Source organism: Marinobacter maroccanus, assembly GCF_002933275.1.
GTDB classification, from domain to species: domain Bacteria; phylum Pseudomonadota; class Gammaproteobacteria; order Pseudomonadales; family Oleiphilaceae; genus Marinobacter; species Marinobacter maroccanus.
Map to the genome: position 1 here is coordinate 100,945 of NZ_PSSX01000009.1, position 26,083 is coordinate 127,027.

Annotated in this window: 25 protein-coding genes and 1 pseudogene; 14 read left to right on the plus strand and 12 right to left on the minus strand. The window is 57.7% G+C overall.

All coding sequences use genetic code 11. The features are described from left to right. Window position 1: 1 nt before the first annotated feature. From rimM to ffh, 3 genes are all read right to left on the minus strand, one after another. A complete protein-coding gene (gene rimM, locus KEHDKFFH_RS11720) occupies window positions 2–529 on the minus strand; it encodes a ribosome maturation factor RimM (protein WP_104322093.1) in 528 nt (175 codons plus the stop codon). A 27-nt stretch (window positions 530–556) separates the two neighbouring features. Further along, on the minus strand, window positions 557–796 hold the full coding sequence (gene rpsP, locus KEHDKFFH_RS11725) for a 30S ribosomal protein S16 (RefSeq protein ID WP_064227103.1): 240 nt from the start codon (window positions 794–796) through the stop codon (window positions 557–559). A 163-nt stretch (window positions 797–959) separates the two neighbouring features. Beyond that, window positions 960–2,351: a signal recognition particle protein gene (gene ffh / locus KEHDKFFH_RS11730; RefSeq protein WP_104322094.1), complete on the minus strand. Its 1,392-nt coding sequence runs from the start codon at window positions 2,349–2,351 to the stop codon at window positions 960–962. Between the two features lie 182 nt (window positions 2,352–2,533). Between ffh and KEHDKFFH_RS11735 the strand changes: the two genes are divergently transcribed. The 5 genes from KEHDKFFH_RS11735 to KEHDKFFH_RS11755 all read left to right on the plus strand — a co-directional run bounded on the left by KEHDKFFH_RS11735 (window position 2,534) and on the right by KEHDKFFH_RS11755 (window position 8,653). Next, window positions 2,534–3,340 carry a cytochrome C assembly family protein gene (locus tag KEHDKFFH_RS11735; RefSeq protein ID WP_104322095.1) on the plus strand — a complete coding sequence of 269 codons (807 nt, stop codon included), beginning with the start codon at window positions 2,534–2,536 and terminating at the stop codon, window positions 3,338–3,340. An 85-nt stretch (window positions 3,341–3,425) separates the two neighbouring features. Further along, complete coding sequence (locus KEHDKFFH_RS11740; RefSeq protein WP_104322096.1) at window positions 3,426–4,712, plus strand: HlyC/CorC family transporter; 1,287 nt, start codon at window positions 3,426–3,428, stop codon at window positions 4,710–4,712. A gap of 159 nt (window positions 4,713–4,871) precedes the next feature. Further along, window positions 4,872–5,474, plus strand: a complete 603-nt coding sequence (locus KEHDKFFH_RS11745; protein WP_064227100.1) for a Yip1 family protein — start codon at window positions 4,872–4,874, stop codon at window positions 5,472–5,474. Window positions 5,475–5,669: 195 nt separating this feature from the next. Next, window positions 5,670–7,895 carry a DUF1631 domain-containing protein gene (locus KEHDKFFH_RS11750; RefSeq protein ID WP_104322097.1) on the plus strand — a complete coding sequence of 742 codons (2,226 nt, stop codon included), beginning with the start codon at window positions 5,670–5,672 and terminating at the stop codon, window positions 7,893–7,895. A gap of 5 nt (window positions 7,896–7,900) precedes the next feature. Then, the gene (locus tag KEHDKFFH_RS11755) at window positions 7,901–8,653 is read left to right on the plus strand and encodes an energy transducer TonB family protein (protein ID WP_104322098.1); all 753 of its coding nucleotides are present in this window, start codon (window positions 7,901–7,903) and stop codon (window positions 8,651–8,653) included. A gap of 12 nt (window positions 8,654–8,665) precedes the next feature. Here the strand turns inward: KEHDKFFH_RS11755 and grxD are convergent, their stop codons facing one another. Further along, entirely contained in the window at window positions 8,666–8,992 is a 327-nt protein-coding gene (grxD, locus tag KEHDKFFH_RS11760; RefSeq protein WP_008176261.1) for a Grx4 family monothiol glutaredoxin, read from the minus strand. 237 nt (window positions 8,993–9,229) lie between these two features. Between grxD and argF the strand changes: the two genes are divergently transcribed. Both argF and KEHDKFFH_RS11770 read left to right on the plus strand, forming a co-directional pair. Beyond that, window positions 9,230–10,144, plus strand: coding sequence for an ornithine carbamoyltransferase (gene argF / locus KEHDKFFH_RS11765; RefSeq protein WP_104322099.1), 915 nt, complete (start codon window positions 9,230–9,232; stop codon window positions 10,142–10,144). 4 nt (window positions 10,145–10,148) lie between these two features. Then, window positions 10,149–11,222, plus strand: a complete 1,074-nt coding sequence (locus tag KEHDKFFH_RS11770; protein ID WP_104322100.1) for an ABC transporter ATP-binding protein — start codon at window positions 10,149–10,151, stop codon at window positions 11,220–11,222. A gap of 2 nt (window positions 11,223–11,224) precedes the next feature. On the opposite strand, the gene glpK is transcribed toward KEHDKFFH_RS11770, so the two are convergent. The 3 genes from glpK to KEHDKFFH_RS11785 all read right to left on the minus strand — a co-directional run bounded on the left by glpK (window position 11,225) and on the right by KEHDKFFH_RS11785 (window position 15,342). Beyond that, window positions 11,225–12,706, minus strand: a complete 1,482-nt coding sequence (gene glpK, locus KEHDKFFH_RS11775; RefSeq protein ID WP_104322101.1) for a glycerol kinase GlpK — start codon at window positions 12,704–12,706, stop codon at window positions 11,225–11,227. A gap of 256 nt (window positions 12,707–12,962) precedes the next feature. Further along, on the minus strand, window positions 12,963–14,582 hold the full coding sequence (locus tag KEHDKFFH_RS11780; protein ID WP_338418383.1) for an ATP-binding protein: 1,620 nt from the start codon (window positions 14,580–14,582) through the stop codon (window positions 12,963–12,965). A 22-nt stretch (window positions 14,583–14,604) separates the two neighbouring features. Further along, complete coding sequence (locus KEHDKFFH_RS11785; protein ID WP_088829104.1) at window positions 14,605–15,342, minus strand: response regulator; 738 nt, start codon at window positions 15,340–15,342, stop codon at window positions 14,605–14,607. Between the two features lie 247 nt (window positions 15,343–15,589). Here KEHDKFFH_RS11785 and KEHDKFFH_RS11790 point away from each other — a divergent pair, with 247 nt between their 5' ends. Next, window positions 15,590–16,351 carry a GNAT family N-acetyltransferase gene (locus KEHDKFFH_RS11790; protein ID WP_104322102.1) on the plus strand — a complete coding sequence of 254 codons (762 nt, stop codon included), beginning with the start codon at window positions 15,590–15,592 and terminating at the stop codon, window positions 16,349–16,351. A 17-nt stretch (window positions 16,352–16,368) separates the two neighbouring features. Further along, window positions 16,369–17,229 (plus strand): lysophospholipid acyltransferase family protein, encoded by an 861-nt coding sequence (locus KEHDKFFH_RS11795; RefSeq protein WP_104322103.1) that lies wholly within the window; start codon window positions 16,369–16,371, stop codon window positions 17,227–17,229. Here the strand turns inward: KEHDKFFH_RS11795 and KEHDKFFH_RS11800 are convergent. The 4 genes and pseudogenes from KEHDKFFH_RS11800 to KEHDKFFH_RS11815 form a co-directional block, all read right to left on the minus strand. Next, window positions 17,147–17,617, minus strand: a complete 471-nt coding sequence (locus tag KEHDKFFH_RS11800; RefSeq protein WP_008176279.1) for an FKBP-type peptidyl-prolyl cis-trans isomerase — start codon at window positions 17,615–17,617, stop codon at window positions 17,147–17,149. The genes KEHDKFFH_RS11795 and KEHDKFFH_RS11800 overlap by 83 nt on opposite strands. Then, the gene (locus tag KEHDKFFH_RS11805; RefSeq protein WP_104322104.1) at window positions 17,617–19,827 is read right to left on the minus strand and encodes an acetyl-CoA hydrolase/transferase C-terminal domain-containing protein; all 2,211 of its coding nucleotides are present in this window, start codon (window positions 19,825–19,827) and stop codon (window positions 17,617–17,619) included. Before KEHDKFFH_RS11805 ends, KEHDKFFH_RS11800 begins: the two co-directional genes overlap by 1 nt. A gap of 156 nt (window positions 19,828–19,983) precedes the next feature. Then, on the minus strand, window positions 19,984–20,307 hold the full coding sequence (locus KEHDKFFH_RS11810) for a hypothetical protein (protein WP_104322105.1): 324 nt from the start codon (window positions 20,305–20,307) through the stop codon (window positions 19,984–19,986). 224 nt (window positions 20,308–20,531) lie between these two features. Continuing rightward, window positions 20,532–21,568 (minus strand): annotated as a pseudogene (locus KEHDKFFH_RS11815) (NADP(H)-dependent aldo-keto reductase). Window positions 21,569–21,694: 126 nt separating this feature from the next. On the opposite strand from KEHDKFFH_RS11815, the gene KEHDKFFH_RS11820 reads away from it, so the two are divergent. Together KEHDKFFH_RS11820 and KEHDKFFH_RS11825 are read left to right on the plus strand one after the other, a co-directional pair. Then, on the plus strand, window positions 21,695–22,903 hold the full coding sequence (locus tag KEHDKFFH_RS11820) for a glycosyltransferase family 4 protein (protein WP_104322140.1): 1,209 nt from the start codon (window positions 21,695–21,697) through the stop codon (window positions 22,901–22,903). Next, window positions 22,869–23,447: a phosphatase PAP2 family protein gene (locus KEHDKFFH_RS11825; protein ID WP_104322106.1), complete on the plus strand. Its 579-nt coding sequence runs from the start codon at window positions 22,869–22,871 to the stop codon at window positions 23,445–23,447. The genes KEHDKFFH_RS11820 and KEHDKFFH_RS11825 overlap by 35 nt, the downstream gene beginning before the upstream one ends. A gap of 3 nt (window positions 23,448–23,450) precedes the next feature. Here the strand turns inward: KEHDKFFH_RS11825 and dinB are convergent, their stop codons facing one another. After that, window positions 23,451–24,515, minus strand: coding sequence for a DNA polymerase IV (gene dinB, locus KEHDKFFH_RS11830; protein WP_104322107.1), 1,065 nt, complete (start codon window positions 24,513–24,515; stop codon window positions 23,451–23,453). Between the two features lie 115 nt (window positions 24,516–24,630). Here dinB and KEHDKFFH_RS11835 point away from each other — a divergent pair, with 115 nt between their 5' ends. From KEHDKFFH_RS11835 to minC, 3 genes are read left to right on the plus strand one after another with little or no spacing between them, the layout of a single operon-like run. After that, a complete protein-coding gene (locus KEHDKFFH_RS11835; RefSeq protein WP_104322108.1) occupies window positions 24,631–24,909 on the plus strand; it encodes a DUF1244 domain-containing protein in 279 nt (92 codons plus the stop codon). Further along, window positions 24,909–25,298, plus strand: a complete 390-nt coding sequence (locus KEHDKFFH_RS11840) for a HopJ type III effector protein (RefSeq protein WP_008176295.1) — start codon at window positions 24,909–24,911, stop codon at window positions 25,296–25,298. The genes KEHDKFFH_RS11835 and KEHDKFFH_RS11840 overlap by 1 nt, the downstream gene beginning before the upstream one ends. Further along, complete coding sequence (gene minC / locus KEHDKFFH_RS11845) at window positions 25,295–26,056, plus strand: septum site-determining protein MinC (RefSeq protein WP_104322109.1); 762 nt, start codon at window positions 25,295–25,297, stop codon at window positions 26,054–26,056. Before KEHDKFFH_RS11840 ends, minC begins: the two co-directional genes overlap by 4 nt. Window positions 26,057–26,083 lie beyond the last annotated feature (27 nt).

The window sequence follows — 26,083 nt, forward strand, 5'->3', positions numbered from 1 at the left end:
GTCAGAACTCCGGATCCCAGTCCACCACCATGCGCTTTGAATCCAGATCAACATTCTGGACCACCTCGCCAGGCAGATAAGGGATCAGACGCTCACGTTGATCGATGGAACCTGCCGTGGCCTGTACCACCAGAACATCGTTGGATCCGGTTTCCATAAGATGGTGCACTTTACCAAGGCACTCACCATCGACCGTATACACATCAAGACCTTCCAGCTGAAACCAGTAAAACTCCCCTTCAGGGAGTTCCGGCAACTCAGCTGTCGAAACCCTGACTTCAGCACCGCAGTATGTGCGGGCCAGATCACGGTCGTTAATACCTTTCAGCCTGACGACGATCCCCTGCCCCTGGCGGCGACCCTCCTCAAGCTTGGCCGGAATACGTTTGCCATCCAGATCAAGCGTCCAATCGGGATAGTTAAGTATCCCATCCTTGGGATCGGTGTAGGAGAAGACCTTGAGCCACCCCTTGACCCCAAACACCGAGGTAATGCGGCCGATCACAGTTTCCTGCGAATTCTGTGTCATGCCATAAACCCCGGTATCAGTACTGTCTTACCCAGCAGCCTTCAGCAGCTGTGCAACGCGCTCGCTGGTCTGCGCGCCTTGACCGAGCCAGAAATCGACACGCTCACGATCGACGCGAAGGCTCTCTTCCTGACCACGGGCAACCGGGTTGAAGAAACCTACACGCTCAATGAAACGACCGTCGCGGGATTTGCGGCTGTCGGTGACTGTCAGATGGTAGAACGGGCGCTTCTTAGAGCCACCACGAGCCAAACGGATAATTACCATTTAACCAATATCCTGTTCTGTTGAACGAACTTTGTACGATTCACGCCTGCTGAACACCAGCTGACGCGAAGACCCATACTCGAAAGGGGCGCTATTCTATGCTAAAAAAGCGCCAAAGAAAACAGCAAAACCAGTTGTTTCCCCGTTTTCCATGTAAGGCTTTTTACATACGGCCAAACGGAGGCATACCGCCTCCCCCACCGCCGCCCGGGGGCATCATGCCACCCATGCCGCGCATCATATTCGCCATACCGCCTTTCTTGCCAAACTTTTTCATCATCTTCTGCATTTGCTTGTGCTGTTTCAGCAGACGATTCACATCCTGGATCTGGGTTCCAGACCCGGTGGCAATCCGACGCTTGCGGGAATTGTTGATCACATCCGGATAACGACGCTCTTTCGGGGTCATCGAGCAAATAATGGCTTCCATCTGCCCCATGGACTTGTCGTTAACCTGCTGCTGGGCCACCTGTGCCATCTGACCCATACCCGGCAGCTTATCGAGCAGGCCGCCGATGCCACCCATGTTCTTCATCTGCTGCAGCTGATCGCGAAAATCCTCCAGGTCAAAGCTCTTGCCCTTCTTGATTTTCTTGCTGAGCTTCTGGGCCTTTTTCTGGTCCAGCTTGCGCTCCGCCTCTTCGATCAGTGAGAGCACGTCCCCCATGCCAAGGATCCGGGACGCGACCCGGTCCGGGTAGAACGGCTCAAGGGCATCGGACTTTTCACCCACACCCAGGAACTTGATCGGCTTGCCGGTAATATGACGAACAGACAGGGCGGCACCGCCACGGGCATCGCCATCGGTTTTGGTCAGAACCACACCCGTCAGTGGCAGGGCATCGTTAAACGCCTTGGCGGTGTTGGCCGCATCCTGACCGGTCATGGCGTCAACCACGAACAGGGTCTCAACCGGATTGACCGCCTTATGCAGCCGGCCGATCTCGCCCATCATCTGTTCATCGACATGCAGCCGGCCGGCGGTATCAAGAATCACCACATCAATGTGCTTTTTCCTGGCAGCCGCAATCGCGCCCTCGGCGATATCCACGGGATCCTGATCGGCACTGCTCGGGAAGAACTCGACACCCACCTCGCCAGCAAGAGTCTCCAACTGACGAATCGCGGCAGGGCGATAGACGTCAGCACTGACCACCAGCACGGACTTCTTCTGCCGCTCCTTGAGGAAGCGGGAAAGCTTGGCGACCGTGGTGGTCTTACCCGCACCCTGCAGACCGGCCATCATAATCACTGCCGGCGGCTGGACGTTCAGGTTGAGGGATTCGTTGCCCTCGCCCATCACCCGTTCCAGCTCCTGCTGGACAACTTTTACGAAGACCTGGCCCGGCGTCAGGCTACGCTGCACTTCCTGGCCAATGGCTCGCTTGCGGACGCCCTCCACAAAGTCCTTCACCACCGGCAGGGCGACATCCGCCTCCAGCAGCGCCATCCGCACTTCCCGGAGAGTGTCCTTTATATTGTCATCAGTGAGGCGCGCCTGGCCGGAAATCTTGCGCAGACTGCCGGAAAGTCGGTCTTGGAGGTTCTCAAACATGTTGCTCTTCCGTACCCCGGATAAATTGAGTGCGTGAATCGACAGAGCCGGCGACGACTCCTTGATTCCAGTTGCATAATCGCGACATTATAACCAGACTATCGCCCTGAAACGACCAGCCCGGTCAAATCGGCGGAAACCAGCGCCGATCCCCAGTCAGAACAGTGGTTAATAAGGAAGTCATGGGAACGCTGATTCTCGCGGTCACCTCTCTTTTTCTTTACAGCGTCGGTACCGCGCTGCAGGCCCTGCATTTCAGGGGCCGGGTTCAGAGCAATCTTGCCATTACCACCCTGATTGGCGTTCTCGCCCTGACCAGCCACGGACTTCTCATTGGCCAGACGGTCCACCATGACGGCGGTTTCGATTTCAGCTTTTTCAAAAGCTCGGTTCTGATTTCCTGGCTGATCGTGTTCCTGTTGCTGGGCCTCAACCTCAAAAAACCAGTACAAAGCCTGTTCCTGGGTGTCTATCCCCTGGCCGGCCTCACCATCATACTTGCCCTGGTCACCCATGGACCTTCGAGACTTGTGTCAGAGCAAAGCTACGGCATGCTCTCCCACATTGCACTTTCAGTCACAGCCTACAGCCTCTTTACCCTGGCGGCCATCCAGGCGGTTCTTCTATATTTCCAGAATCGCCAACTCAAGCACAACTACAACAGCCTACTGGTTCGCAACCTGCCGCCATTGCAGACCATGGAATCGCTACTGTTTGAAATGGTCTGGGCCGGTGTAGTAATGCTGATTCTGGCAATCGTGACGGGGGCCCTCTTTATAGAGGACCTTTTTGCCCAGAACCTCGCTCACAAGACCCTGTTCTCCATCCTCTCTCTGCTGGTTTTCGTAGCGCTACTGATCGGCCGTTACACAAAAGGCTGGCGTGGCATTACTGCAAGCCGATGGACCCTCGCAGGCTGCGCACTGCTGATGCTGGCCTTCTACGGCAGCAAGTTTGTGCTGGAACTGATCTTCCAGCGCGGCGGCTGACCCCCGGAACTCCCGGTATTCTCTTGACACAACGCTCGCCAAAACCCTATTTTCGCTACTTGTCAGCAATATAAGGACACCTCTTTTGAACGAAACATCGCTCACCGCGCTGTTTATTCTCCTGGTCGGACTGATCCTGCTCTCCGGTTTCTTCTCAAGCTCCGAAACCGGAATGATGTCCCTCAACCGATATCGCCTCAAACACATGGCCAAAACTGGCCACAAGGGTGCGAAGCGCGCCCAGGGTTTGCTGCAACGCACCGACCAGCTTATCGGCGTGATCCTGATCGGCAACAACTTCGTCAACATCTTTGCTTCGTCGATTGCGACCGTTATCGCGATACGGGTCTGGGGCGATGCCGGCATCGCGATCGCCACCATCCTGCTGACCATCGTGATTCTGATTTTCGCGGAAGTCACCCCGAAAACCCTGGCAGCGCTGTTTCCCGAGAAAATCGCATTTCCCGCCAGCTACATACTGGGGCCCCTGCTGAAGATCCTCTATCCGATTGTCTGGGCAGTAAACCTGTTTACCGGAGGCATTCTCAAGCTGCTGGGCGTTTCTGCTGCGGATGCTGCAAACGACCACCTGAGTCGCGAAGAACTCCGAACACTGGTGAACGAGGCCGGAGCCCTGATTCCGGCCAAGCACAAGGATATGCTGGTCAGCATCCTGGATCTCGAAAAAGTCACCGTGAACGACATCATGGTGCCACGCAACGAGGTCGTAGGGATCGATCTGGAGGACGACACTGACACAATCCTGCGTCAATTGCGCAGCAGCCAGCACACCCGGCTTCCGGTTTACAAGGGCGACATCAACAACATCCAGGGCATACTCCACCTGCGCAGCGCTTCGAAGCTGCTTCAGCAGGAGGAGATCAACAAGGCCATGATCATGCAGCTTTGCCAGGAACCCTATTTCGTTCCGGAAAGCACGCCCCTGAACACCCAGCTGATCAACTTCCAGAAGGGTCGCCGCCGGTTTGGTGTGGTAGTAGACGAATATGGCGACGTTCTGGGCCTGGCCACCCTTGAGGACATACTTGAAGAGATCGTCGGCGACTTCACAACGGATTACGCCGCCACCAGCCCGGACATTATTCCCCAGGATAATGGCACTTTTATTATCGACGGCACCTCTGCCGTTCGAACCATCAACAAGACCCTGGGCTGGAAGCTCCCCACCGACGGACCGAAAACCCTCAATGGCCTGATTACAGAAACCCTGGAGAACATTCCCGACACCAACGTCTGCCTGAAAGTGGACGGTCATCGGGTAGAGGTGTTGCAAATCAAGGACAACGTTGTAAAAGCAGCCATCGTGCACCCGAAAAAGCGTAAAAAGCGCTCACTTTCACTTAAACATTAGATTCCCGAAGACTTCCCTCCGATTGGCGCTATAGACCCTTCGGTTATAGCGCCTCCTGTTCTTGAAAGATCAAAATTTAACCGCCAGCTTGACCCCCGCTGATCCCCCACCAACACTGAAGGAGCGTGCGAAACAAAAACAATCACAAGGAATACGTCCATGAGTCTGACACACACGTTTGGCCTGCTCGCCCATCCTGATCAGGAATGGGAGGCGATTCGCAATGAATCCGAGTCCGTCACGAAACTATACGCAGGTCACATTCTGTTATTGGCACTGATTCCCGCCGTTGCCGGCTTCTTCGGAACAACCCAGGTGGGCTGGCAGATTGGAGACGGCCAGATTACAAAACTGTCGATGACGAGCGCGCTGCAGCTATCGGTGCTCTTTTATGGCGCCATGCTTGCCGGGATTTTTGTACTGGGCAAGTTCATCGATTTCTTTGCGGCCACTTATGACGCGGTCGAGCGAACTCCCAGAGGTGTGGCCCTCGCCGCCTATACGGCGACCCCCATTTTCCTGATCGGAGTCATCGCCGCTTATCCGAACATCTGGGTAAACATGCTGGCAGGCCTGGTGGCGGTTGCCTACGCCGTCTACCTGCTGTACGAAGGCCTCCCTATCCTGATGAAGATACCGGCGGACAAGGGCTTCATGTTCGCCTCTGCGGTCCTGACAGTAGGCCTGGTTATGTTTGTCGCTCTGCTTGCTATCAGCGTCGTCATCTGGAGCATGGGCATCGGTCCGGTTTATGTGAGCTGAAAACAAATCCTTCGGCAAGTCAGTAATATGCATGAGGGTGCCTTTTCGGCACCCCTTGTTTTTTTGAATTTGCTCCCAGGTTAGCGTTTGGTCATGTTAACTTTGGGAAAAATGCGGTAAATTTAACCAATAACGAGAATTCAAGGATTACCCGCTCGGTCATGTATCCGGTTGAGGCGTAAACAGGAGTCTGCCATGAACAAGCAGTCCGGCATACATTACCTCCGTGAGCACAGGGAAGCCGGAAGTAACAGACCGGTTCCTGCGGAGGTCACCCGCATCCGGGACACCGTTGTCGCCGGACTCGGTGATTTGCTGCAGGGCGCCTTCGACGCCGTCGACGATTCACTGTTCGAGTTGGCCAACAATGCCCGCAGCAACAATGAACAGAACCGGTATTTCGAAGCGATGCGTGAAATACGCATCAAACGGAAGGGTGTAGAGCGGCATTTTCAGAACACGGTTGCTCAGTACTTCGCCAACCCTCCTCATACTGGCCCGCTTCAGGAAGAAAACCTGAGCAAGCAGGCCAGCGCAGACACCCTCGCCCTGGTCGGTAATGACGACCTCGAAGAGCAGGTTGCGCTCAATGCCATGATCACCAAGGCGAAAGCGCACTTTCAGGGGCCGCTGCTTCAACTCCAGACCCGCTTCAGCCAGGTGTATCCGGAAGCCACCGACGAATCACCGGTGAATCCCATGGCGCCAGAACACCTGTGCAGTGCGTTCACTGAAGCCATACAGGCTCTGGAAATCCAGATTCGGGAACGCCTGATTCTGCTCAAACAGTTTGACCGCTACGTTGTCTCCAACCTGGGCATGCTTCTGGACGAAGCCAACCGTATACTGATCCAGGCCGGCATTATTCCCAACTTCCGTTATCACGGCAAAGCCGGACAGCAACATGACGCCTCCAAGGCCCAGTCGGCCGATGCGCCGAAAGAGGAGAAAGCGCCGGACGCCTCAGCGACAGAACGGACAGGACAGGCCGGTAGCAGTAGCGCGGTTTTTGAACAGATCAGACAAATGCTGGCGCTTCAGCGGGCCAATGCGGGCATACCTCCCCGCGCGTCAGACCCGAATGTAAGGGTAGTGGGCGACTCCGAGCTGGCAAGTCTTCTGAATTCGTTGCCGCTGTCAGGCACCCGGCAGGATCGGGGCAACCTGAGCGCTGGCGAACCGGTCAGCGTTGATCTGCGTCAGCTGGTACAACAGCTCCTTTCCCAGACCGATACTGGAGATGGCCGAAAACCGGCGCTTAACGAGATTGATGAAGACCTCATTAACCTCGTCTCCATGCTGTTCGAGTTCATTCTCGATGATTACAACCTGTCGGCTCCGGTTCAGGTATTGATAAGCCGGCTGCAGATTCCAATCCTGAAAGTGGTTATCCGGGACAAGAGTTTCTTCAGCCAGGCTACGCACCCGGCCAGACGGCTTCTGAATTCGCTGGCGAGAGCAGGCATCGGCTGGAGTAGCAGCGACGAAAAAACCAAAGACAAACTCTACGGACAGATTCACAACATTGTGCAAAGGATTCTCAACGAATTTGACGGCGACGTTGCGCTGTTTGAAACCCTGAACCAGGAATTCGAGCAATTTCTCGAACGTGAGAACCGCAAGGCGTCACTGGTGGAGCAGCGAACCCGGGAATCAGAGCGGGGTCGAATCAAATCCCAGACAGCCCAACAAACCGTCGACAACCTTCTCAAGCAGAAAGTCTCCCGCTATAAACTGCCGGAATCCATCCATGACATCCTGATGAATGGCTGGAGCCGTGTGATGTTTCTTGCCTATCTCCGGGACGATGTGGAGCATCGATGGAACGCAACCGTCAAGGTTGTCGACGATCTTATCTGGTGCCTTCACCCTCATCAGGAAGACGATGAGAGAGACCAGTGGGTGCGTGTAGTGCCGGGCCTGCTGAAGTCGCTGCGATCAGGACTGGAAGAAGTGTCCTATAACTCATCCAGATTGGATGAAATGATGGGCCAGCTCAAGCATCAACTGGCCGAAGCATTCCGCACCAATGCCGCCATTGAAGCACTTCAGGATTCGCCTGAAGAGCCGGAAGAAGAGGAGATTGCCACCGTTCACCAGACGGCTGTTGAACGTCAGCAGGAGCTGGAAGAGGCTGCTATCTCCGAGTACGTGGCCCAGATTGACAGTATAGAAATCGGCAACTGGGTAGAGTTCCGTCTCGTCAATGGTGCCAGCTTCCGGTGCAAGCTATCAGCGATCATCGAGGAAGCAGACTGCTTCGTCTTTGTGAACCGGATGGGGCTGAAGGTTATTGAGAAAACCCGGATTGAACTGGCTCACGAAATGCGGCGCGGCCGGTTGACCCTGCTTGAGCAGGGCGCACTGATTGATCGGGCCCTGGATGCGGTCGTCGGCACCCTGCGGAGCAAGACCGCCTGACGCCAATGCCTGACAACAGCAGTCCCAATGCCCTGCCGGCCACGTACCGGCTGGGGCTTGCAGTATCTCTGGCACTCTTCCTTCACACCCTGTTGCTGTCGGGCATCCCGACTCCCATGGAAGAACAGGCAGCCACTCACAAGGAAAGTGTCCGTTTTGAGCTGGTGCCCCGAGGCGCACTTAAAACCGTCGCCAACATGCCTGAAAACCCCAGCCCGAGCCAGGACGCAGCGCGGATCCCGCCTTTTGAGGTTGATCCCCCTCGACCCGCATCTCCACCGGAACCCGAGATTATCACCACCCGTCAAACGGAAACCCCCGCGCCGAGTGAGCAAGCCAATACCAGTACCCCGGACAGCCAAGCTTCACAGTCAACCACCAACGCCTCTGCTGGAGCAGAATCAGAACCGTCTCCGGAAAACCCGGAACAGAAGGTTACACGGATAACGGAGTCACCGGCTGAACTGGACCCTTACGTGGTCAAGCTGGCCATCCACCTGGCCCGGGAGCTGGAGAAGCTGAGAGTGCCGGCAATGCGGGATTTGACCAAGACAGTGGCCATGGAAGTGGAACTGCAACTGCTCGGAAATGGCGCCCTGACCCGGGCAAGGGTACTGAGATCGACGGGTATCAAGGATATTGACGAGGCTGCATACCGGGCCGCTCTGGCGGCAAGCCCCTACCCCCAACCACCGAGAAATGGCGGGAGTCGGAACCGCTTCGAGGTCGAACTGCTGTTCACCCCGAAACGGCTCTGACCAGCGACGATCTCAGGCCTCTGCCTGCTTCGCCGCCTCTTTCACGAGCTTGGCCAGTTCACCGCTCTCGGACATTTCCAGAACGATGTCACAACCGCCAACCAGCTCACCGTTGATATAGAGCTGGGGATAGGTCGGCCAGCTGGAATATACCTTCAGGGCCTCACGAAGCTCCTGGTTATCCAGGATATTCACAAAGGCAAAGCGCTCGCCGCAAGCCATTACAGCCTGAACGGTTTTGGCCGAGAAGCCACACTGGGGTGCCTGGGGGCTGCCCTTCATGTACAGGATAATCGGATTCTCTTCGAGCTGGCTTTTAATGGTTTCATTGATATCCATGAACATTCACCTCTGTTGGAACAGTCTTGCCACACGGCAATTTTCTTGACGTCATTGTACACGGGTGCTGAACCCCTCACCAAACACCTTGATTTGACCTCGCGCAACACCGGCAGTTCCAGCCCCGTTACAGCGTTGTCATACCTGCCCCGAAGGGCTAGACTTGATGCCCCATTTTTCAGCCAACGTTCACGCAATCCCGCCAGCTGCGGGGTTCGTTGAGATAAGGGCCATTGCATGGCGGCAAGACATTTTCTGACATTGAATGACATGACAACCACCGAGCTTGAAAGCCTGGTTGATCATGCCTCGGCATTGCGCAACGAATGGCGGCAAGGCAAGGCTCGGGACTCCCTGAAAAACCGGGTCCTGGCGATGATCTTCGAGAAATCGTCCACGCGAACGAGGGTTTCTTTCGAAGCCGGCATGGCCCAGCTCGGCGGCTCCGCAATGTTCCTGTCGCCGAGGGACACCCAGCTTGGTCGCGGCGAACCTATTGAAGATTCTGCCATCGTTATCTCCAGCATGGTGGATGCCGTGATGATCCGCACCTTTGCCCATGAAACCGTGGAGCGCTTCGCCGCTGCATCCCGGGTGCCAGTTATCAACGCCCTGACCGATGATTTTCATCCCTGCCAGCTGCTGGCCGACATGCAGACGTACCGCGAACACCGTGGCAGCATTCGTGGTGCCACGGTGGCCTGGATCGGCGACGGGAACAACATGTGCCACTCGTACATCAACGCCGCCGCCCAGTTTGATTTCAATCTGAACATTGCCTGCCCCGAAGGCTACGAACCGGCCGAGTCATTGATCAAAAGCCACGAAGACCGGGTCAACGTGTTTCGGGATCCGGCAGAGGCGGCACGTAACGCCCAGCTCCTGGTGACGGATGTTTGGGCCTCCATGGGCCAGGAAGACGAGCAGAAGGCCCGTGAAAAAGCGTTCAGCGGCTACCAGATCAACCCGGAGCTACTCGCTGTAGCCGACAAAGATGCGCTCTTCATGCACTGCCTGCCTGCCCACCGGGGCGAGGAAATCTCGGCAGATATGATGGAACATCCCGCTTCCGTGGTCTGGGACGAGGCCGAAAACCGCCTGCATGCACAGAAGGCCCTGCTTGAATTTCTCATCCTGAACCGGCTGGACTGACTTCATGAGCATAACCGCGCAATCTCCGGCAGACTGGCTGCTTGAGGTCAACAACCTGTCCTGCGGCTACGGCGGGGATTCCGTGGTCAAGGATGTGAGTTTTGCCCTGAGTCATGGCGACATCGGTTGTCTGCTCGGCCCCAGCGGCTGCGGCAAAAGCACGATACTGCGCGCCCTCGCCGGCTTTCTGCCACTGAGCGGCGGCGAAATCTGCCTGCAGTCCCAGGCCATCAGCCTGCCCGGGCGCACCCTGCCCCCGGAAAAACGGCGGATTGGCATGGTGTTTCAGGATTATGCCCTGTTTCCGCACCTGACCATTGCCGACAACGTGGGGTTTGGCCTGCGTAATCTGAACAAGGTGGAAAAGCGCCAGAAGGTTATGGAGCAGCTTAATGTCGTGCACTTGCAGGACCTGGCCGACAATTACCCCCATGAATTGTCCGGCGGTCAGCAGCAACGAGTTGCGCTGGCCCGCGCCCTGGCACCCGAGCCCACCCTGATCCTGCTGGATGAGCCGTTTTCCAACCTGGACGCAGATCTGCGCCGGCGGCTGAGCCTGGATGTTCGCGAAATCCTGAAGACTCTGGGTATCAGCGCTATCCTGGTCACCCACGACCAGCAGGAAGCCTTTGCCATGTGCGATCAGGTCGCGGTGTTGCGCGATGGCAGGATCCAGCAGTGGGACGTCCCCTACAACCTGTACCACGAACCAGCGAATCGGTTCGTTGCCAGCTTCGTGGGCCAGGGTGGGTTTATCCCCGGCACGGCCCTTGGGCCGGACACCATTGAGTCCGAGCTGGGGGTTATCCATGGTAACCGGGCCTACAAATGGGAGCCCGGCACTCTGGTTGACGTCCTGATCCGCCCTGATGACATCGTTCATGACCCCGACTCGGATCTGCAACCGAAGGTGGTTGAGAAAACCTTTGCCGGCACTTCAACCCTGTACCGTTTCCGATGTTCCGAGGACACCGAGTTCGAGGCCCTGTTCCGAAGCCATCTGGATTTCAATCTGGGCGAGCATGTCCCGGTGCGGGTCGAGGCGGATCACCTGATTGCCTTCGAGCGCACCGCCTGACTCTAGTTGTTGCACACGCGTTCAACGGCATCCAGCCAGCCAGCGTAGAGTGATTCTCGCAGAGCCGGACGCATTTGCGGGTGGAACTGCCGCTCGCATTCCCAGAGCCCTGATATCTGCTCAAGGCTTTCAAAAACACCGGTCTGCAGCCCCGCCAGGTAGGCCGCTCCCAGCGCAGTTGTCTCGGTGACCCGGGGACGGTCAACAGTGACATTCAGTATGTCGGCCAGGAACTGCATGACCCAATCGTTCACTACCATGCCGCCGTCCACCCGCAGCGATTCAAGCCGGGCACCGTCGTTCTGAATCGCTCGCACCAGATCCTTGGTCTGATAACACACCGACTGCAGACCGGCGGTGACAATCTCGCCAATTCCGGTATCCCGGGTCAGGCCCATGATGGCGCCGCGGGCATGGGGGTCCCAATGAGGTGCCCCCAGACCGGTAAACGCCGGAACCAGATACACCGGATTGTCGACTCCGACCGCCTCGGCATGGGCCGAAGATTCGTTGGCGTGGGCGATCAGCTTGAGCCCGTCCCGCAGCCATTGCATGGCAGCACCAGCGACAAAAATACTGCCCTCCACCGCGTAACAGGGCTTGCCGTCCAGGCGATAGGCCATGGTGGTCAGCAAACGGTTCTCGGACCGGACCGCCTGATCACCGGTGTTGAGCATAAGGAAGCAGCCGGTGCCGTAGGTGCTCTTGGCCATGCCCGGGCGAAAGCACGCCTGCCCCACCAGAGCGGCGTGCTGATCCCCTGCAATCCCGGCAATAGTGACGGGATTGCCCAACCAACGGGCTTCTGCGGTGCCATAATCTGCGGCGCTGTCCAGGACCTCCGGCAGCAGGGCCCGGGGCACACGGAACAGGGTCACAAGGTCGTCGTCCCACTCCTGCTTGTGAATATTGAACAGCGCAGTTCTAGACGCATTGGTGGCATCGGTACAGTGGGATTTGCCGTCGGTCAGGTTCCAGAGCAGCCAGCTGTCTACAGTGCCGAAAGCCAGTTCACCGGATTCAGCCCGGCTACGGGCGCCCTCTACGTTATCCAGGATCCAGGCTATCTTGGTGGCCGAGAAGTAGGGGTCAATCAACAGCCCTGTGCGGTCTACAACCATGTCCTCATGGCCGTCAGATTTCAGCTTGGTACACCAGGACGCCGTTCGACGGTCCTGCCAGACAATGGCGTGGTAGATCGGCTCACCGGTTGCCCTATCCCAGATCACCGTCGTTTCACGCTGGTTGGTGATGCCGATGCCCGCCAGCTCTGAGGCCTCGATGCTCGCTTTGTCGAGGGCGCCACGACACACCGCCAGAGTGCTGTCCCAGATTTCCCGGGCATCATGCTCTACCCAGCCATCTTTCGGGAAATACTGGTGAAATTCCTGCTGGTCAGTGGCAACGCTGTTTCCCGTATGGTCGAAAACAATGGCACGGGAACTGGTTGTCCCCTGGTCAATGGCGAGCAGATAGCGGGTCATGGATGGCCTCCTGTTGTTTCTTGAGATTCTAACAGCAGAGCAGCCGGGAAAGGGTGACCGATACGGAATTTGGGAAAGGACATAAAAAAGGGCCGGAAAACCGGCCCTCAAATGACGAATGAAACAAGGAAAGTTCGTAAGAACTACAACCTCAAAAGTCATCCCTTACGCTTTTAATTATTGACCGGGCAGCCAAACACTTCAGTAGTGCTTGTGTAGTCACTTTGTTACATCAGGTGAGGCGATGAGCCCTGCTTCACACAATTGAGTCCACAGGCTTTTTCCGGGGCCAGACCAGGCTGAATTTTGCCCCACCAAGCGTGTCGCTCCTGCTGACAAAAGCGTGGCCCCCATGCCAGTACAGAATCCTGCGAACAATAGACAAACCGAGGCCGTAGCCGCCGGAAGTTCGGGTACGACTGTCATCCAGACGGGCAAACGCGGTAAACACCTTCTCCCAGTCTTCCTCAGGAATGCCTGGCCCATCGTCTTCGACGTCGATGCGGCAGTTGTCCTCATCAAAGTGGCAACTTACCAGTACCTTGCCCGCGGCATAGCGACCGGCATTGCCCACCAGATTCTGGATCGCCCGATGCAGGTAGCGAGGCTCGATATCCGACAATGCCCAACGTTCGGAGACCTCATCGATGTTACCTTCAATGTTCAGCTCGGGCCGAACCATCTGTTGTTCAGAAACCACCTGACGGACAATGTCGGTGACCGAGTTTTCCTGAAGGGAGAATACAGGGCCACCTTGCTCCAGCCGGGCATAGGTCAGAATCTCGTCGATCAGCTCGTCCAGCTCCTGGATATCGCCATCAATGCCATCAAGCTGCTTCTGGAGCGCGGCCTGATCCTGGCAGTCCTCGATCATCTGGACACCAAAGCGGATCCGGGCCACCGGGGTACGTAATTCGTGAGAAACGGCATGGATCATTTCCCGCTGCACCTGCACCAGGCGCTGTATGTGTTCGGCCATCCCATTGAAAGACGAAGCCAAGCGGGTAACCAGCGTTCCTTCGCCCGTCTGAACCCGGGCGCCCATTTCACCACGGGCGATTCGGACCGCCACCGACTCAACGGTTCTGAGATTACTGTCCACCTCCCTGAGCGCGAGGAATAGGGCAACGGCCAGCACCCCACCCAGTACCAGCGCCAGCAGCAGGACAACCGGCCAGGCCCACGCATTAAACGCAGCAGGCATATCGATCCGGTACAGCTCGCCGTCGGATAACTGAACAATCACCCGGCCGCAACCGTCGGATTCGTCGGTGTAAAAGGCAAGGCCCCGATCGGCAACCTGGTCCAGAACGTCAGGGTCCGGCAGCAAAGCGGCATCGTCCAGAGGGTGAACTTCCACATTGAGAGACCGGGCCATCTGCGAAGCAACATTGTGACGGTCATCCGCCGAGGCTGAATCAAGATGCCAGCGGAAGATCAGCCCAATGGTTTCTGACACGTCCCGGTAAGGCTCGTTCAGACGCAACTGCAGAACCTCTCCGGCAAGCCCGGTTACCAGAACCCGATAGCCCACGTCACTCTCAATACCAACCACCTGGCCATAGCCAAGTCGCTCCAGGGCCACCGGAGACAGATTGAATCGGGAAGGGGCGCCCATGCGGAGATCCACTGTTGAGGTCAGCCAATGATACTGTTGTACCGGTGCCGGAGCGGCCGCCAGCCAGCGCATCAGGGGCTCAGGAAAACGTTCGTGCCAGAACTGTGAGCGTACGGTATTGATACCGGTGAACAGCAGAACACATAACAGAACGACCAGCGCAGTCAGGCCGGCAAGGCGGGCATAGAGCTTGAGGAAGAACTTCAGGGGCATGATACCAACCCTGGCATGGAACACCGGTGTGCGGGCGAATGGCACACCGGCTCCAGAGACTGAATCGTCAGGCTTCCTTTACGAACAGGTAGCCTTTGCTGCGAACCGTCTTGATGCGCCGCGGATGGATGGGGTCATCACCGATTTTGGGGCGAATCCGGGACACGCGCACATCAATGGAGCGGTCCTGGCCATCGTACTCAATGCCGCGCAACGCGGTGAAGATTTCTTCCCGGCTGAGAACACGGCCGGCGTTGCTGGCCAGCAACCAGAGCAGATCAAATTCGGCACTGGTCAGATCGATGCTTTCATCGTTCAGCCAGGCTTCGCGCATGGAGCGGTCGACAACCAGATCGTTGAACTGGAGACGCACCGGTTCTTCGCCGCTTGCTTCGTCACCCGCTCCCTGGCCCGTCTCGGTAACCCGGCGCAGCATGGCGCGTATGCGTGCCAGCAATACCCGGGGTTTGACCGGCTTGCCGATGTAGTCGTCCGCCCCCATTTCCAGACCGAGAACCTGGTCCAGATCATCGGTGCGGGCGGTCAGCATGATGATCGGGCCGGAATAGAAAGGACGCACACGACGGCATATGGACAACCCGTCTTCACCCGGCAACATCAGATCCAGTACTACCAGATCTGGCTGCTCGTTGCGGATCCGCTCTACCGCGGGGCCACCGTGGGTTTCCAGGGAGACAGTCAACCCGTTGCTTTCAAGGTATTCACGGGTTAACTCTGCCAACCGCTCATCATCCTCGACAATCAGAATTCGCCAACTTTCGTTTGTCTGTTCCACGCCATCCATCTCTGGTTTTGTTATTCCGGTTTCAGGTCATTCTGTGTACCTGACAATACAGGCAACCTGCTGTAACAGCAATTATACATGCTATTCAGAAATATACATGGAACCGCTGCTTCGTTACACCCTGTGACACGGGTCCCGCAACCGTCAATTCATTCCCCGATGTCACAGACACGTCACCTCGTGGTCACCGATGTGTCATACCGGCTTCATAGGCTTGTCGGGAAATGGAAACAAAAGAGACGACGCCATGACCACACAAACCGCGAAAGCCCGCCGCAGCGCCCGTCGCCTGAAAACCGACATGACACGGTGCCCGAAACAGGTAGAGGCGGCCCAGCGACTGCGTTACCGGGTGTTTTCGGAAGAGTATGGCAGCGACCTGGGCGCGCAGACGCCAGGCATCGACGCCGACGAGTTCGACACCGTGTGTGACCACCTGATCGTAACCGACCTGGATTCCGGCGAGCTGGTAGCGACCACGCGCATCCTGCATCAGGCAGACACCGAAGCGGTTGGCGGCTTTTACTCGGCAGGCGAGTTTGACTTGAGTGCCCTGGAACAACTCCCCGGCACCATCGCCGAACTGGGTCGCACCTGCGTTCACCCGGATTACCGCAACGGCGCGACCATCAGCCTGCTCTGGTCGGCAGTGGCCGAATACCTGGTTGAACGCGGTGTTGACTACATGATCGGCTGCGCGAGCATCGGCATGTCTGACGGAGGGCTGAAGGCCTGGCGCATCGCCCGCCACCTCCAGAACGAGTACCTGGCCGACCCGGCTTTTCTGGTCAAACCGCTCCGGGCAATGCCGCACCTGACCCACACCCGGGACAACGATCGCCCGGTGGACGTCCCCGCCCTGATCCGTGCCTACATGCGCCTGGGCGCCCGGGTCTGCGGTGAACCCTGCTGGGATCCGGATTTTCGTTGTGCCGATCTGCTGGTCGTGCTGGAGGTCAGCAAGCTGGCCGGTCGCTACAGCCGGCACTTCATGCGCACGGCGTCCTGAAACCGGGAGTCTGGGAGATGAGCTGGCTGAGACTCTGCGTTCGAATCACTGCCTTTTTGGCTTTTCTGGCAGCCACTACGATGTTGGCCGCTGGTTTGCGAATCACTGAAGTGGTTACCCGCAAAGCCATCGATCGGACACCCTGGGCCAGATTCTGTTTCCGTTGGGCCTGCCGATGCCTGGGACTGAATATTCACCAGCACGGCTCACCTTCCGACGATACCGTTCTGTTCGTCAGCAACCACATCAGTTGGTCAGATATTCCGATTCTGGGAAGCCTGGCACCGATCCGGTTCCTGTCGAAAGCCGAGGTTGGCCAGTGGCCGGTCATAGGCTGGCTGGCACGACAGGCCGGCACGCTTTTCATCCGACGGGGAGGCGGCCAGGCCCGCCGCGTTCGGGACCAGATTATCGAGAATTTGCAGGCTGGAGAGAATGTCCTGGTTTACCCGGAAGGAACCACCAGCGCAGGTCTGACCGTGTTACCTTTCCACGGCCTGCTGCTCAAGGCCGCACCGGAAAGCAAAACACCAGTCCAGCCCGTCACCATCGCCTATCGCAGAAACGGGCGCCCTGATCATCTGGCCCCCTTCATTGGAGAAGACGAGTTCCACAGCCATCTTCTGCGAATGCTCAGACAGCCCTCTGCGCGGGTCGACGTTGTCTTCCACGCACCGGTGTGCCCGTCGGATCAGGCTGCCACAGGGGAGTTGGCCGGCCACCTGCGAGAAACCGTTCTTGAAGGCCTGACGCGGATATACAGCGGCGAATACGATGAGCCGGTAACAGACCTCCTCAGAACAGGGGACGACCCTGGGCTACCTCATCTTCCGTCGCTTCACGGCGGCCAACGATCTCCAGATCAAAGTACAGGGTAAAGCCCGCCAGCGGGTGGTTTGCATCCACCTTCACCAGATTGCCGTCGATCCCGACAACTTGCACAATCTGCGCTTCATCACCGGTGTTGGTCTGGAATTTCATGCCAATCTGCAGGTTCTCGATGCCTTCAAACAGTGAGCGCGGCACCTTGCGCACCAGCTCCGGCTTATGTTCACCATACGCCATGGCCGGCGGCACCGTTACCTCCAGGCAATCCCCAACATTGCGGTCTTTTACCGCCTGCTGAATCCCTTCAATAATCTCGGGACTGCCGTAGACAAAGTGCAGGGGCTCACTGCCTTCGGAAGTATCAACGAGCTCGCCGATCTTGTTTTTCAGCACGTAGTGAACGGTAAAAACGTCGGGTCTTGCTTGTGAAGCTGTCATCAGGTTTTCGAGTTTCCTGTATCCGGTGGTGTTTCGAGCTGTTGCAGGCCATGAACAACCAGTCGCTGATCCAGCTTGTCCCGCAATCCGGAAGGGTTGCTCAGACCCATGCGCTCAAGCAGGGCCCCATAACGGCCTTCGTCATCCCGGGCCCGGAGGGCCTGTAACAGAGTCGACAGTTTACCACGGCGAGTGGCCGTTGCGGCCTTAAGCCCTTTAAGGGCTTTCCCCAATGTCAGCTCCTCATCGGTAAAATCCCTGCCAAACGGGAACGGCGGGAACAGGCTGGCATCTCCCGCTGCCGCGACGGCTCGCCGGATGGCTTGCGGGGTATTGTTACACCAGTCGTCGGGCAGCTTGAACGCAGGATCCACCTTGCCCGCTTTCTGGGCTTTTTTCAGAAGCTCCTGCTGGAACCTGGAGTCGGCGATGCGGATCAGCCGGAGGAAAACCTGCTCGTCGGACTGCCCCCTCAGGTCGGCAATCCCGTACTCGGTAATCACAATATCCCGCAGATGGCGGGGAATGGTGCAGTGACCGTAGTTGAAGACAATATTGGAGAGCACCTTGCCGTGGGAAGAGCGAGTGCTACGCAGGGACAGTATGGACCGGGCACCTGGTAGCTCGTGAGCCATGGCAACAAAGTTATACTGGCCGCCAACACCGCTGACTACCCGACCGTCGTCAAGGCCATCCGATACCCCGGCACCGTTGAGGGTGTACATCATTGCCGAATTGATAAAGCGGCCATGAACGCGCTGAGCGACTTTCAGCTTCTGGTCACCAAACCGGTGATCGTACAGATGGTTGATGAAATTCACGCTGGTCATGCAGATTTTGGCACGCTGCTCGTCGGTCAGCCCTCTGAGATACTGGTAGAACTGCTCGGGGCCAACGTAAAAACCACCGTGCATGGTGATACCACCACTCAGCTTTTCCCCGAGAATCAGGGTTTCGATGGCCCGCCGGGCCTCCGGATTGTCCAGGTCGCCCTCCACCGACTGATCACCAACGCGCAGCCGGCCGCCCTTGAATTCGACAGCCTCTCTGAAAATGCCATGCCGAACCAGCCAGTGGACATCCCGTGCCCGGAGCGGGCTATCGATCAGCTTCTCACGACGCAGGACATCCAGGGTAGAGAGAGAAACCTCACCGCTGATATCACCACGGTTGATCAGCGCCTGAAGACCGGCGTGATCATACACCTCTCGGCTCAGGATGCCTTCCTGCATCAGGTACAGAAAGCCATCAACCATCATTTCACTGCAGCCATACAGCCCCTGTTCGAAGGGCCCTGTGCCGCCATCTTCCGTGACCACAGGAAAGTTCTGATCAACGTTCAGATGATCAAACACCTTCCGCCAGGCCTCGTTATGGCTGTGCCGGAGTATGGCGCTATGGACCAGAGCCGCACCCAGTGAGCCGATGCCAACCTGAAGGGTACCGCCGTCCTTCAACAAGGCACTGGCATAAAACCCGATCATATGGTCTTCCGGGCTGACTGACATCTGGGGGGCTGAAAACAGCGGGTAATCGCTGGAGGGCTGATCCAGCAACACATCGAACCGGTCTGCCTCAATGGCCGCATGGTGTCCGAACCAGGGAAGGTTCTGATTCATCTCGGCCACCAGCGCAACCGGTGTGCCGGCTGCTTCCCGCTCCCGCAATAAAGGAATCAGGTCCAGGGTCAGGTCGGGATTGCAACTCAGACTGACTTGCCCGGGCTGTCCATGGGCTTCACCCGGCGCCACCATCTGGGCGACCACATTGACCCCTACGGCCATAAGATCGCGAACGGCATGGGTGTAGTTGGTGCAAACGTAATGCCGCTGCTGGGAACGATTGTTCAGGTAACTGCCGGCCTTGAAGAAAAACTCCGAGACCTGGACATTCTTCGGGAGGCGATTGGCTGAGACATCCCGGGCGTAGGCCAGTTCGGGAATTCGACCATAAAGGCGCTCGACAAATGGCCCCATGAAGCGTTTCTCGAGCGAGGAGCCCCCCTTTGGCGCCAGCAGCGACAGTGCCGTAACAATGTGCAGACGGATTTCCGGATCGTCCTTGGCCCGCTGGTACAGCGCATTGACAAAACGGACCGGTTTGCCAAGCCCAAGCGGCAAACCCAGTGTAATTTCCTTGCCAACCCGGCGAATCACCTCATCAACACAGGCGTTCACATCGTTCGATAACTGCCCTCTATCACCCGCCATTACCAAGCTCCTTATCGGCTAATCTAACGGGGATCATCACACGAGGATCGGGCACAGACAATGCGCCAGATCATGATTCTGCGGTTTGAAGGACTTCAGGGGTTCAGGGGTTCAGGGGTTCAGGGGTTCAGGGGATTGAAGATAGGTGCGAGGGTTTCAGAAGTTCCACTTCAGATTCAGGCAGGCGCCCTCGTTAAGAAGTGCAATGCCATGGTCGGCCTGAGCCGGATCCGACGCATAGTGTTTGCCGGAGCTCTTCGACCGGGTCAGTGAAAGGCTGAGCAGGCGGGAGCCGATTTCGGTGAACGCCTCGGAGCTGTCTTCATCATAGTCGCCGGAAACCCGCTCCTGCATCTCAAAGATCTGCTCGCTGGTCGTCGTGCTCTCGACCTGTTCGAAGACGCGCTCGGACGCTTCGGCGCGAACGACGAATGCAACGAGATTGAGAGCGAGTAATGCGACAAAGATGCGAATAATCATGACACTGCCTGAGACCTTTTTTCCGACACGGGAGTCTACGGATACCTTAGGCTTAAGTCTAATGATTAAGGGCCGGAAAGATGTGAATCTGCACACAAAGGCGCCGACTTTTTGTCACGGGATCAGCATGTTTTTGTCAATTTATGATCCCCAATATTTCAGATTGTAACTGCACCCCCGGCCAGCATCTGCTGACCGGAGATTTAAACCAGAAACCGGCGGATTCAGGGACAGGGATAGGTAAATTCCTGATGAATGGACTCGATGGCCTCCAGCACCTCAGGGCTCAGGGTCACCTGCGCTGATCCGATGTTCTCCCGTAACTGCTCCATGGACGTTGCACCGATGATATTGCTGGTTACGAAGCTGCGGCTGTTTACATAAGCCAGCGCCATCTGGACCGGAGACAACCCGTTCTGCTCAGCCAGCTCAACGTAGGCCCGGGTGGCATCCATGCCACGGCCACTTGTATAGCGGCTGAATCGCTCGTACAGGGTCATTCTGGCTTTCTCGGGCCACTTACCCCCCAAATACTTGCCTGACAGCATGCCGAACGCCAGCGGCGAATAAGCCAGCAAACCGGTTTGCTCCCGGTGGGCAATTTCCGCCATCCCTACCTCGAACGAGCGATTCAGAAGGTTATAGGGATGCGGATACTGGCCACCCTGGGCCAGCCCTTCTCCCCGGCCAGACGAAGGTACTCCATGGTGCCCCACGGCGTTTCATTGGAAAGCCCGATGTGCCGCACCTTGCCGGATCGCACCAGTTCATCCAGCGCCTCAAGTGTTTCCTCGATCGGCGTGAAAGACTCTTCCGGGTCATGCTCATAGCCGAGTTTGCCGAAAAAGTTCGTACTGCGATCCGGCCAGTGCACCTGGTACAGATCAATGTAGTCTGTCTGCAGGCGACCCAGGCTGGCGTCGCAGGCCTCCAAAATGTGATCGCGGGTCAGTCTCGGACCGTTGCGCAGGTACTTCAGACCGTTGCCCGGCCCTGCCACTTTGGAAGCAATCACCAGGTCGTCACGCTTGCCTCTTCTGGCCAGCCAGTTACCCAGGTAGGTCTCGGTCAGCCCCTGGGTTTCCGCCCGTGGCGGCACCGGGTACATTTCGGCTGCATCAATAAAGTTGATGCCCTCGTTTACCGCGTAATCCAGCTGCTCTAACGCTTCCTTTTCGGTGTTCTGTTCACCCCAGGTCATGGTGCCCAGGCAAATCAGGGTAACGTCGAGATCTGTCTTGCCAAGCTTTCTCGTTTGCATATCGTCTCCGATTCGGTTCGGTTAACGGGTAAAGGGAATGTCACGGGAGTGTCGCATAACTGTCATGCCAGCTTTTCATAGTAGGGGCATGTCAAAGGAACCACAGGAAACACCGTGACCGAGACCATGCAGGCCAACCGGCGCCAACAACACATTACCATTGTTTCGGAGACTTTTCCGCCGGAAATCAATGGCGTGGCAAACACGCTCAGGCATCTATGCCAGGGACTGATGCAGCGTGGGCACCGGGTGACGGTTATACGACCGCGACAGCAACATGAGCGCAAAGGCAACTTCGCCAGCGCCGGCGAGGCCCTTTTCACCCGTGAGCATGTGGTGACCGGACTGCCTCTGCCCGGCTACGCGGACCTGCGCTTTGGCCTCGCCCGGACCAGTCACCTGAAAAAACTCCTGGCCACAGACCGGCCCGATGCCCTCTACGTTGCCACCCAGGGTCCACTGGGTGTCGCCGCTACATCAGCGGCACGCCAGATGGGCATTCCGGTGAGCTCCGGCTTCCACACCAACTTTCACAGCTACAGTCGGTATTACGGCGTGGGCATGCTGGAACGGTTGCTGTGTCTCTACGGCCGCTGGTTCCACAACCGTACCGCCATCACCCTGGTACCAACCCGAAAAATGCAGCAAACGACCCGGGCCATGGGCATTCCGGCAACCGGACTCTGGAGTCGGGGCGTGGACTGTCATCGATTCACGCCCCACAAGCGGGACACCGCGCTGCGCGAATCCTGGGGACTACAGCCCAACGACCGGGCCATTCTGTACGTCGGCCGGCTCGCACCGGAGAAAAACCTGCGAATGGCGGTTGCCTGCTTCGAGCGGATCCGGGGGCTCCACCCCCAGGCCAGGTTCATCCTGGTTGGCGACGGACCGCTTCGGCGTCAACTGGCTGAACGTCACCCGGACTACGTGTTCTGCGGCACCCGGCGTGGTGACGACCTGGCCCGACATTTTGCCTCAGGTGATCTGTTCCTGTTCCCGAGCAAGACCGATACCTTCGGCAACGTGGTGTTGGAGGCGATGGCCAGCGGCCTCGGTGTGGTCAGCTTTGACGACGCGGCAGCAGCCGAACACATCCGCCACGAGGAAAACGGCATGAAAGTGCCCCTGGATCAGGACGAGGCTTACGTCGACAGTGCCCTCCGGCTGGCCGATCAGCCAACCCTGCTGAACCGGATCAGGGCCCAGGCAAGGCTGGACGCCCTGGAACAGAGCTGGAATGCGCAGATCGAACAGTTTGAACAACTGGTTTTCAACCAAACCGCAAAGGCCGGATACCATGCCATCAACAAGCAAAGCGTCTCGCTTCTTTGAACTGGCAGACCAGCGGGAAGTCGCGTTCTGCCAGTCTATTAACCGCGCCGTTCGTTTCCGGCCAGCCCTTGGCTATTTCCGACTGGTAAGCCGACTTGGAGACGGCTGGTTCTGGTACGCGCTGATCCTGTCCATCCCCTTTCTCTATCCGCAATCGGGCCCGGGCCTGGCCCTGCTCATGGCGCTGACGGGGCTCACCTGTACCCTCAGCTACAAGCTGCTCAAACGCTGGCTTATCCGGGAGCGACCGTTTATATCCTTCCCGGCCATCAACTGCGGCACGCCGCCCCTGGACCGCTACAGTTTTCCCTCCGGCCACACACTTCACGCCGTCTGCTTTCAGGTTATGCTCACCGTGGCCGAACCGGCGCTGGCGCTGATCGTGCTTCCCTTCACCCTCAGTGTCGCCGCATCACGGGTGGTTCTGGGCCTGCACTACCCCAGCGACGTCGCTGCGGGCGCCCTGATCGGTGGGCTGATGGGTTACGTGGCCATGAGCTGGCTGCACTCAGATTTCGTGACCGTATTTGCCGGATCTATTTGAATACTATTCAAACAGGCGCAACTGGGTAACCGGGGCGTCATCATTTCGGAAACGCACACCCAGTCCCAGCAGCCGCACCGGTCGCTCCCGGTTGGTCACCAGTTCTGCCAGCAGCGGCAGATAATCTTCCAGGGCAGGCTCTTTAACCTGTTCCCGGACCCGCTCCAGGGTATGGGTTGAAAAATCGCTGTAGCGAATCTTGATAAAGAGCTTGTGGATCGGTTTCCGACGGGCCTTGCGCGACAGGCGAAGATTGAGATCCGCAACCAGAGAGGCCATGACAGTCTGGCAGGCGGCCATGTCCGGCAAATCCTGAGAAAAGGTTCGTTCGACGCTGACCGACTTGGCAATCCGCGACACCACCACCGCCCGGTCATCCCGCCCGTGGGCCATCTCATGGAGGCGATAGCCCTGTTTGCCAAACCGCTCGATCAGAACATCGGCCCCTAGCGCCTGCATGTCGCCGCAGGTTTTGACCCCAAGTGCGTGCAGTTTCGAGGCCGTTACCTGCCCTACGCCAAACAGCTTCTCAACCGGCAATCCCTGGACGAAGCCCTCGACGTCCTCCGGGCGAATCACAAACAGCCCGTCCGGCTTTTCCCAGTCGCTGGCAATTTTGGCGAGGAATTTGTTGGGCGCGACCCCGGCGGAAATGGTGATGCCCACTTCCTGGCGCACCCGCTCCCGAAGATGGCGAGCCATCAGGGTGGCACTGCCTTTGTGATCGGTCACATCAGAGACATCAAGAAAGGCCTCGTCCAGGGAAAGAGGTTCCACCAGATCCGTCAGTTCCCGCAGGATCGCCATCACCTGCTGTGACACCGCCCGGTACCGGCCCATGTCCGTCGGTACCGTCACCAGCCCGGGGCACAGCCGACGCGCCTCGCTACCCGGCATCGCCGAACGCACACCGTACGCGCGGGCCTTGTAATTGCAGGTGGTTACCACGCCCCGACCACCATCACCGCCCACTGCCAGCGGCACATCCCGGAGGCTGGGATCGTCCCGCATCTCCACAGCCGCGTAGAAGCAGTCACAATCCACATGGATGATCTTGCGCTGTGGCATAATCAGGGGGCTCGCGTCGACTTTCTGTACATTTATACAGCCTTGTATCTTAAGCTAACATGCAGAGAATGTCAGGAACCCTAACAACCGGCGCATCAACCATTACGAGGCCATCATGAGCAACCCGATTCCTGAAGCAGAACGCACCGAAATTGAAGCCGCTGCCTTCCGTCGTCTGGTCAAACACCTGCGTGACAACACCGATGTGCAGAATATTGACCTGATGAACCTGGCGGGTTTCTGCCGCAACTGCCTGTCCAAGTGGTACCGGGCAGAGGCGGATGAGCGGGGTTTCGAGATTTCTGACCCGCAGGCCCGTGAGGAAATCTACGGCATGCCCTATGAGGACTGGAAGGCGCTCCATCAAACAGGTCCCAAGCAGGAACACAAATAATGAGCGTCAACGATGCCGTAAGGATTCACCTGGCATCCCTGGACGCTGGCCACGCCAGCTTCAAAGACTCCCTGGCGCTGATCGAAGAGCATTTTGAGTACCAGCCCTGCGGCTTCCGCAACGGCCCGCTGGTAAACGCGGAGGGCGAGAACGCCGGGTCCTGCCGGATCTTTGGCCTTGGCCAGTACTGCAACCTGAGCGAAGTGGACACGCTCAAACTGTTTGCCGAACACTATCAGCAGGTTCTGGACGACCCGACCGGCGAGAGCCATGGCAACATCCGCCAGTTTATCAGCACCGGATGGTCAGGCATCCGATTCGAAGGCGTGCCACTCCGGCAGCGCCCCAACCCAACCGACAACATGACCAGGGAAGAGACGCCTTCATGAGCGATACCGCCACCTCCGGGGTAAAACAGGGTTTTCAGCTAAAAAGCGCCAGCGTGTCCATGACCGCCCTGGAGCTCTACTACTTTGACGACGGCGAGTTCGAAGAAGTTTTGCGGGACAAGATCAGCCAGGCCCCCGGCTTCTTCAAGGACATTCCGCTGATCATCAGTCTGGAGAAATACCAGGGTCTGGACAGCGAACTGGATTTTTTCAAGATCATCGGTACCTGTCGGCGCAACAACATCCACGTGATTGGCGTGCGCGGTGGCAGTGATGACCAGCGCCGTCTCGCCCGGGGCGCTGCACTGGCCTTGCTGCCGGGCAACGGCCAGCGGGATCGCACCCATGAAGCCGAACAGGCTGCCGCCGAAGAAGCAGAAACCGCTGCTGTTGCTGCCTCGACAGGCACTGCCGGCGACCCGCCCCCGGCCAAGATCGTCTCCCAGCCTGTGCGCTCCGGCCAGCAGGTCCACGCACCGGAAGGTGACCTGGTTATTCTGGCACCGGTGCAGGCTGGTGCCGAGGTGCTTGCGGCAGGCAACATCCATGTTTACGGTCCCCTCCGGGGACGGGCGCTGGCCGGCATCCATGGCGCAGAATCCGCAAGGATTTTCTGCCAATCCCTGGAAGCGGAGCTTGTGTCCATCGCGGGACACTATAAAATCTCCGAAGATCTTCAGGACAATGGCTGGAAAAGCGCTGTGCAAATCCAGCTCAGGGACGACCTGCTGGTGGTAACGCCACTGGACAAGGCCTGATATTGGAGCTGAATACAATAACTTGAC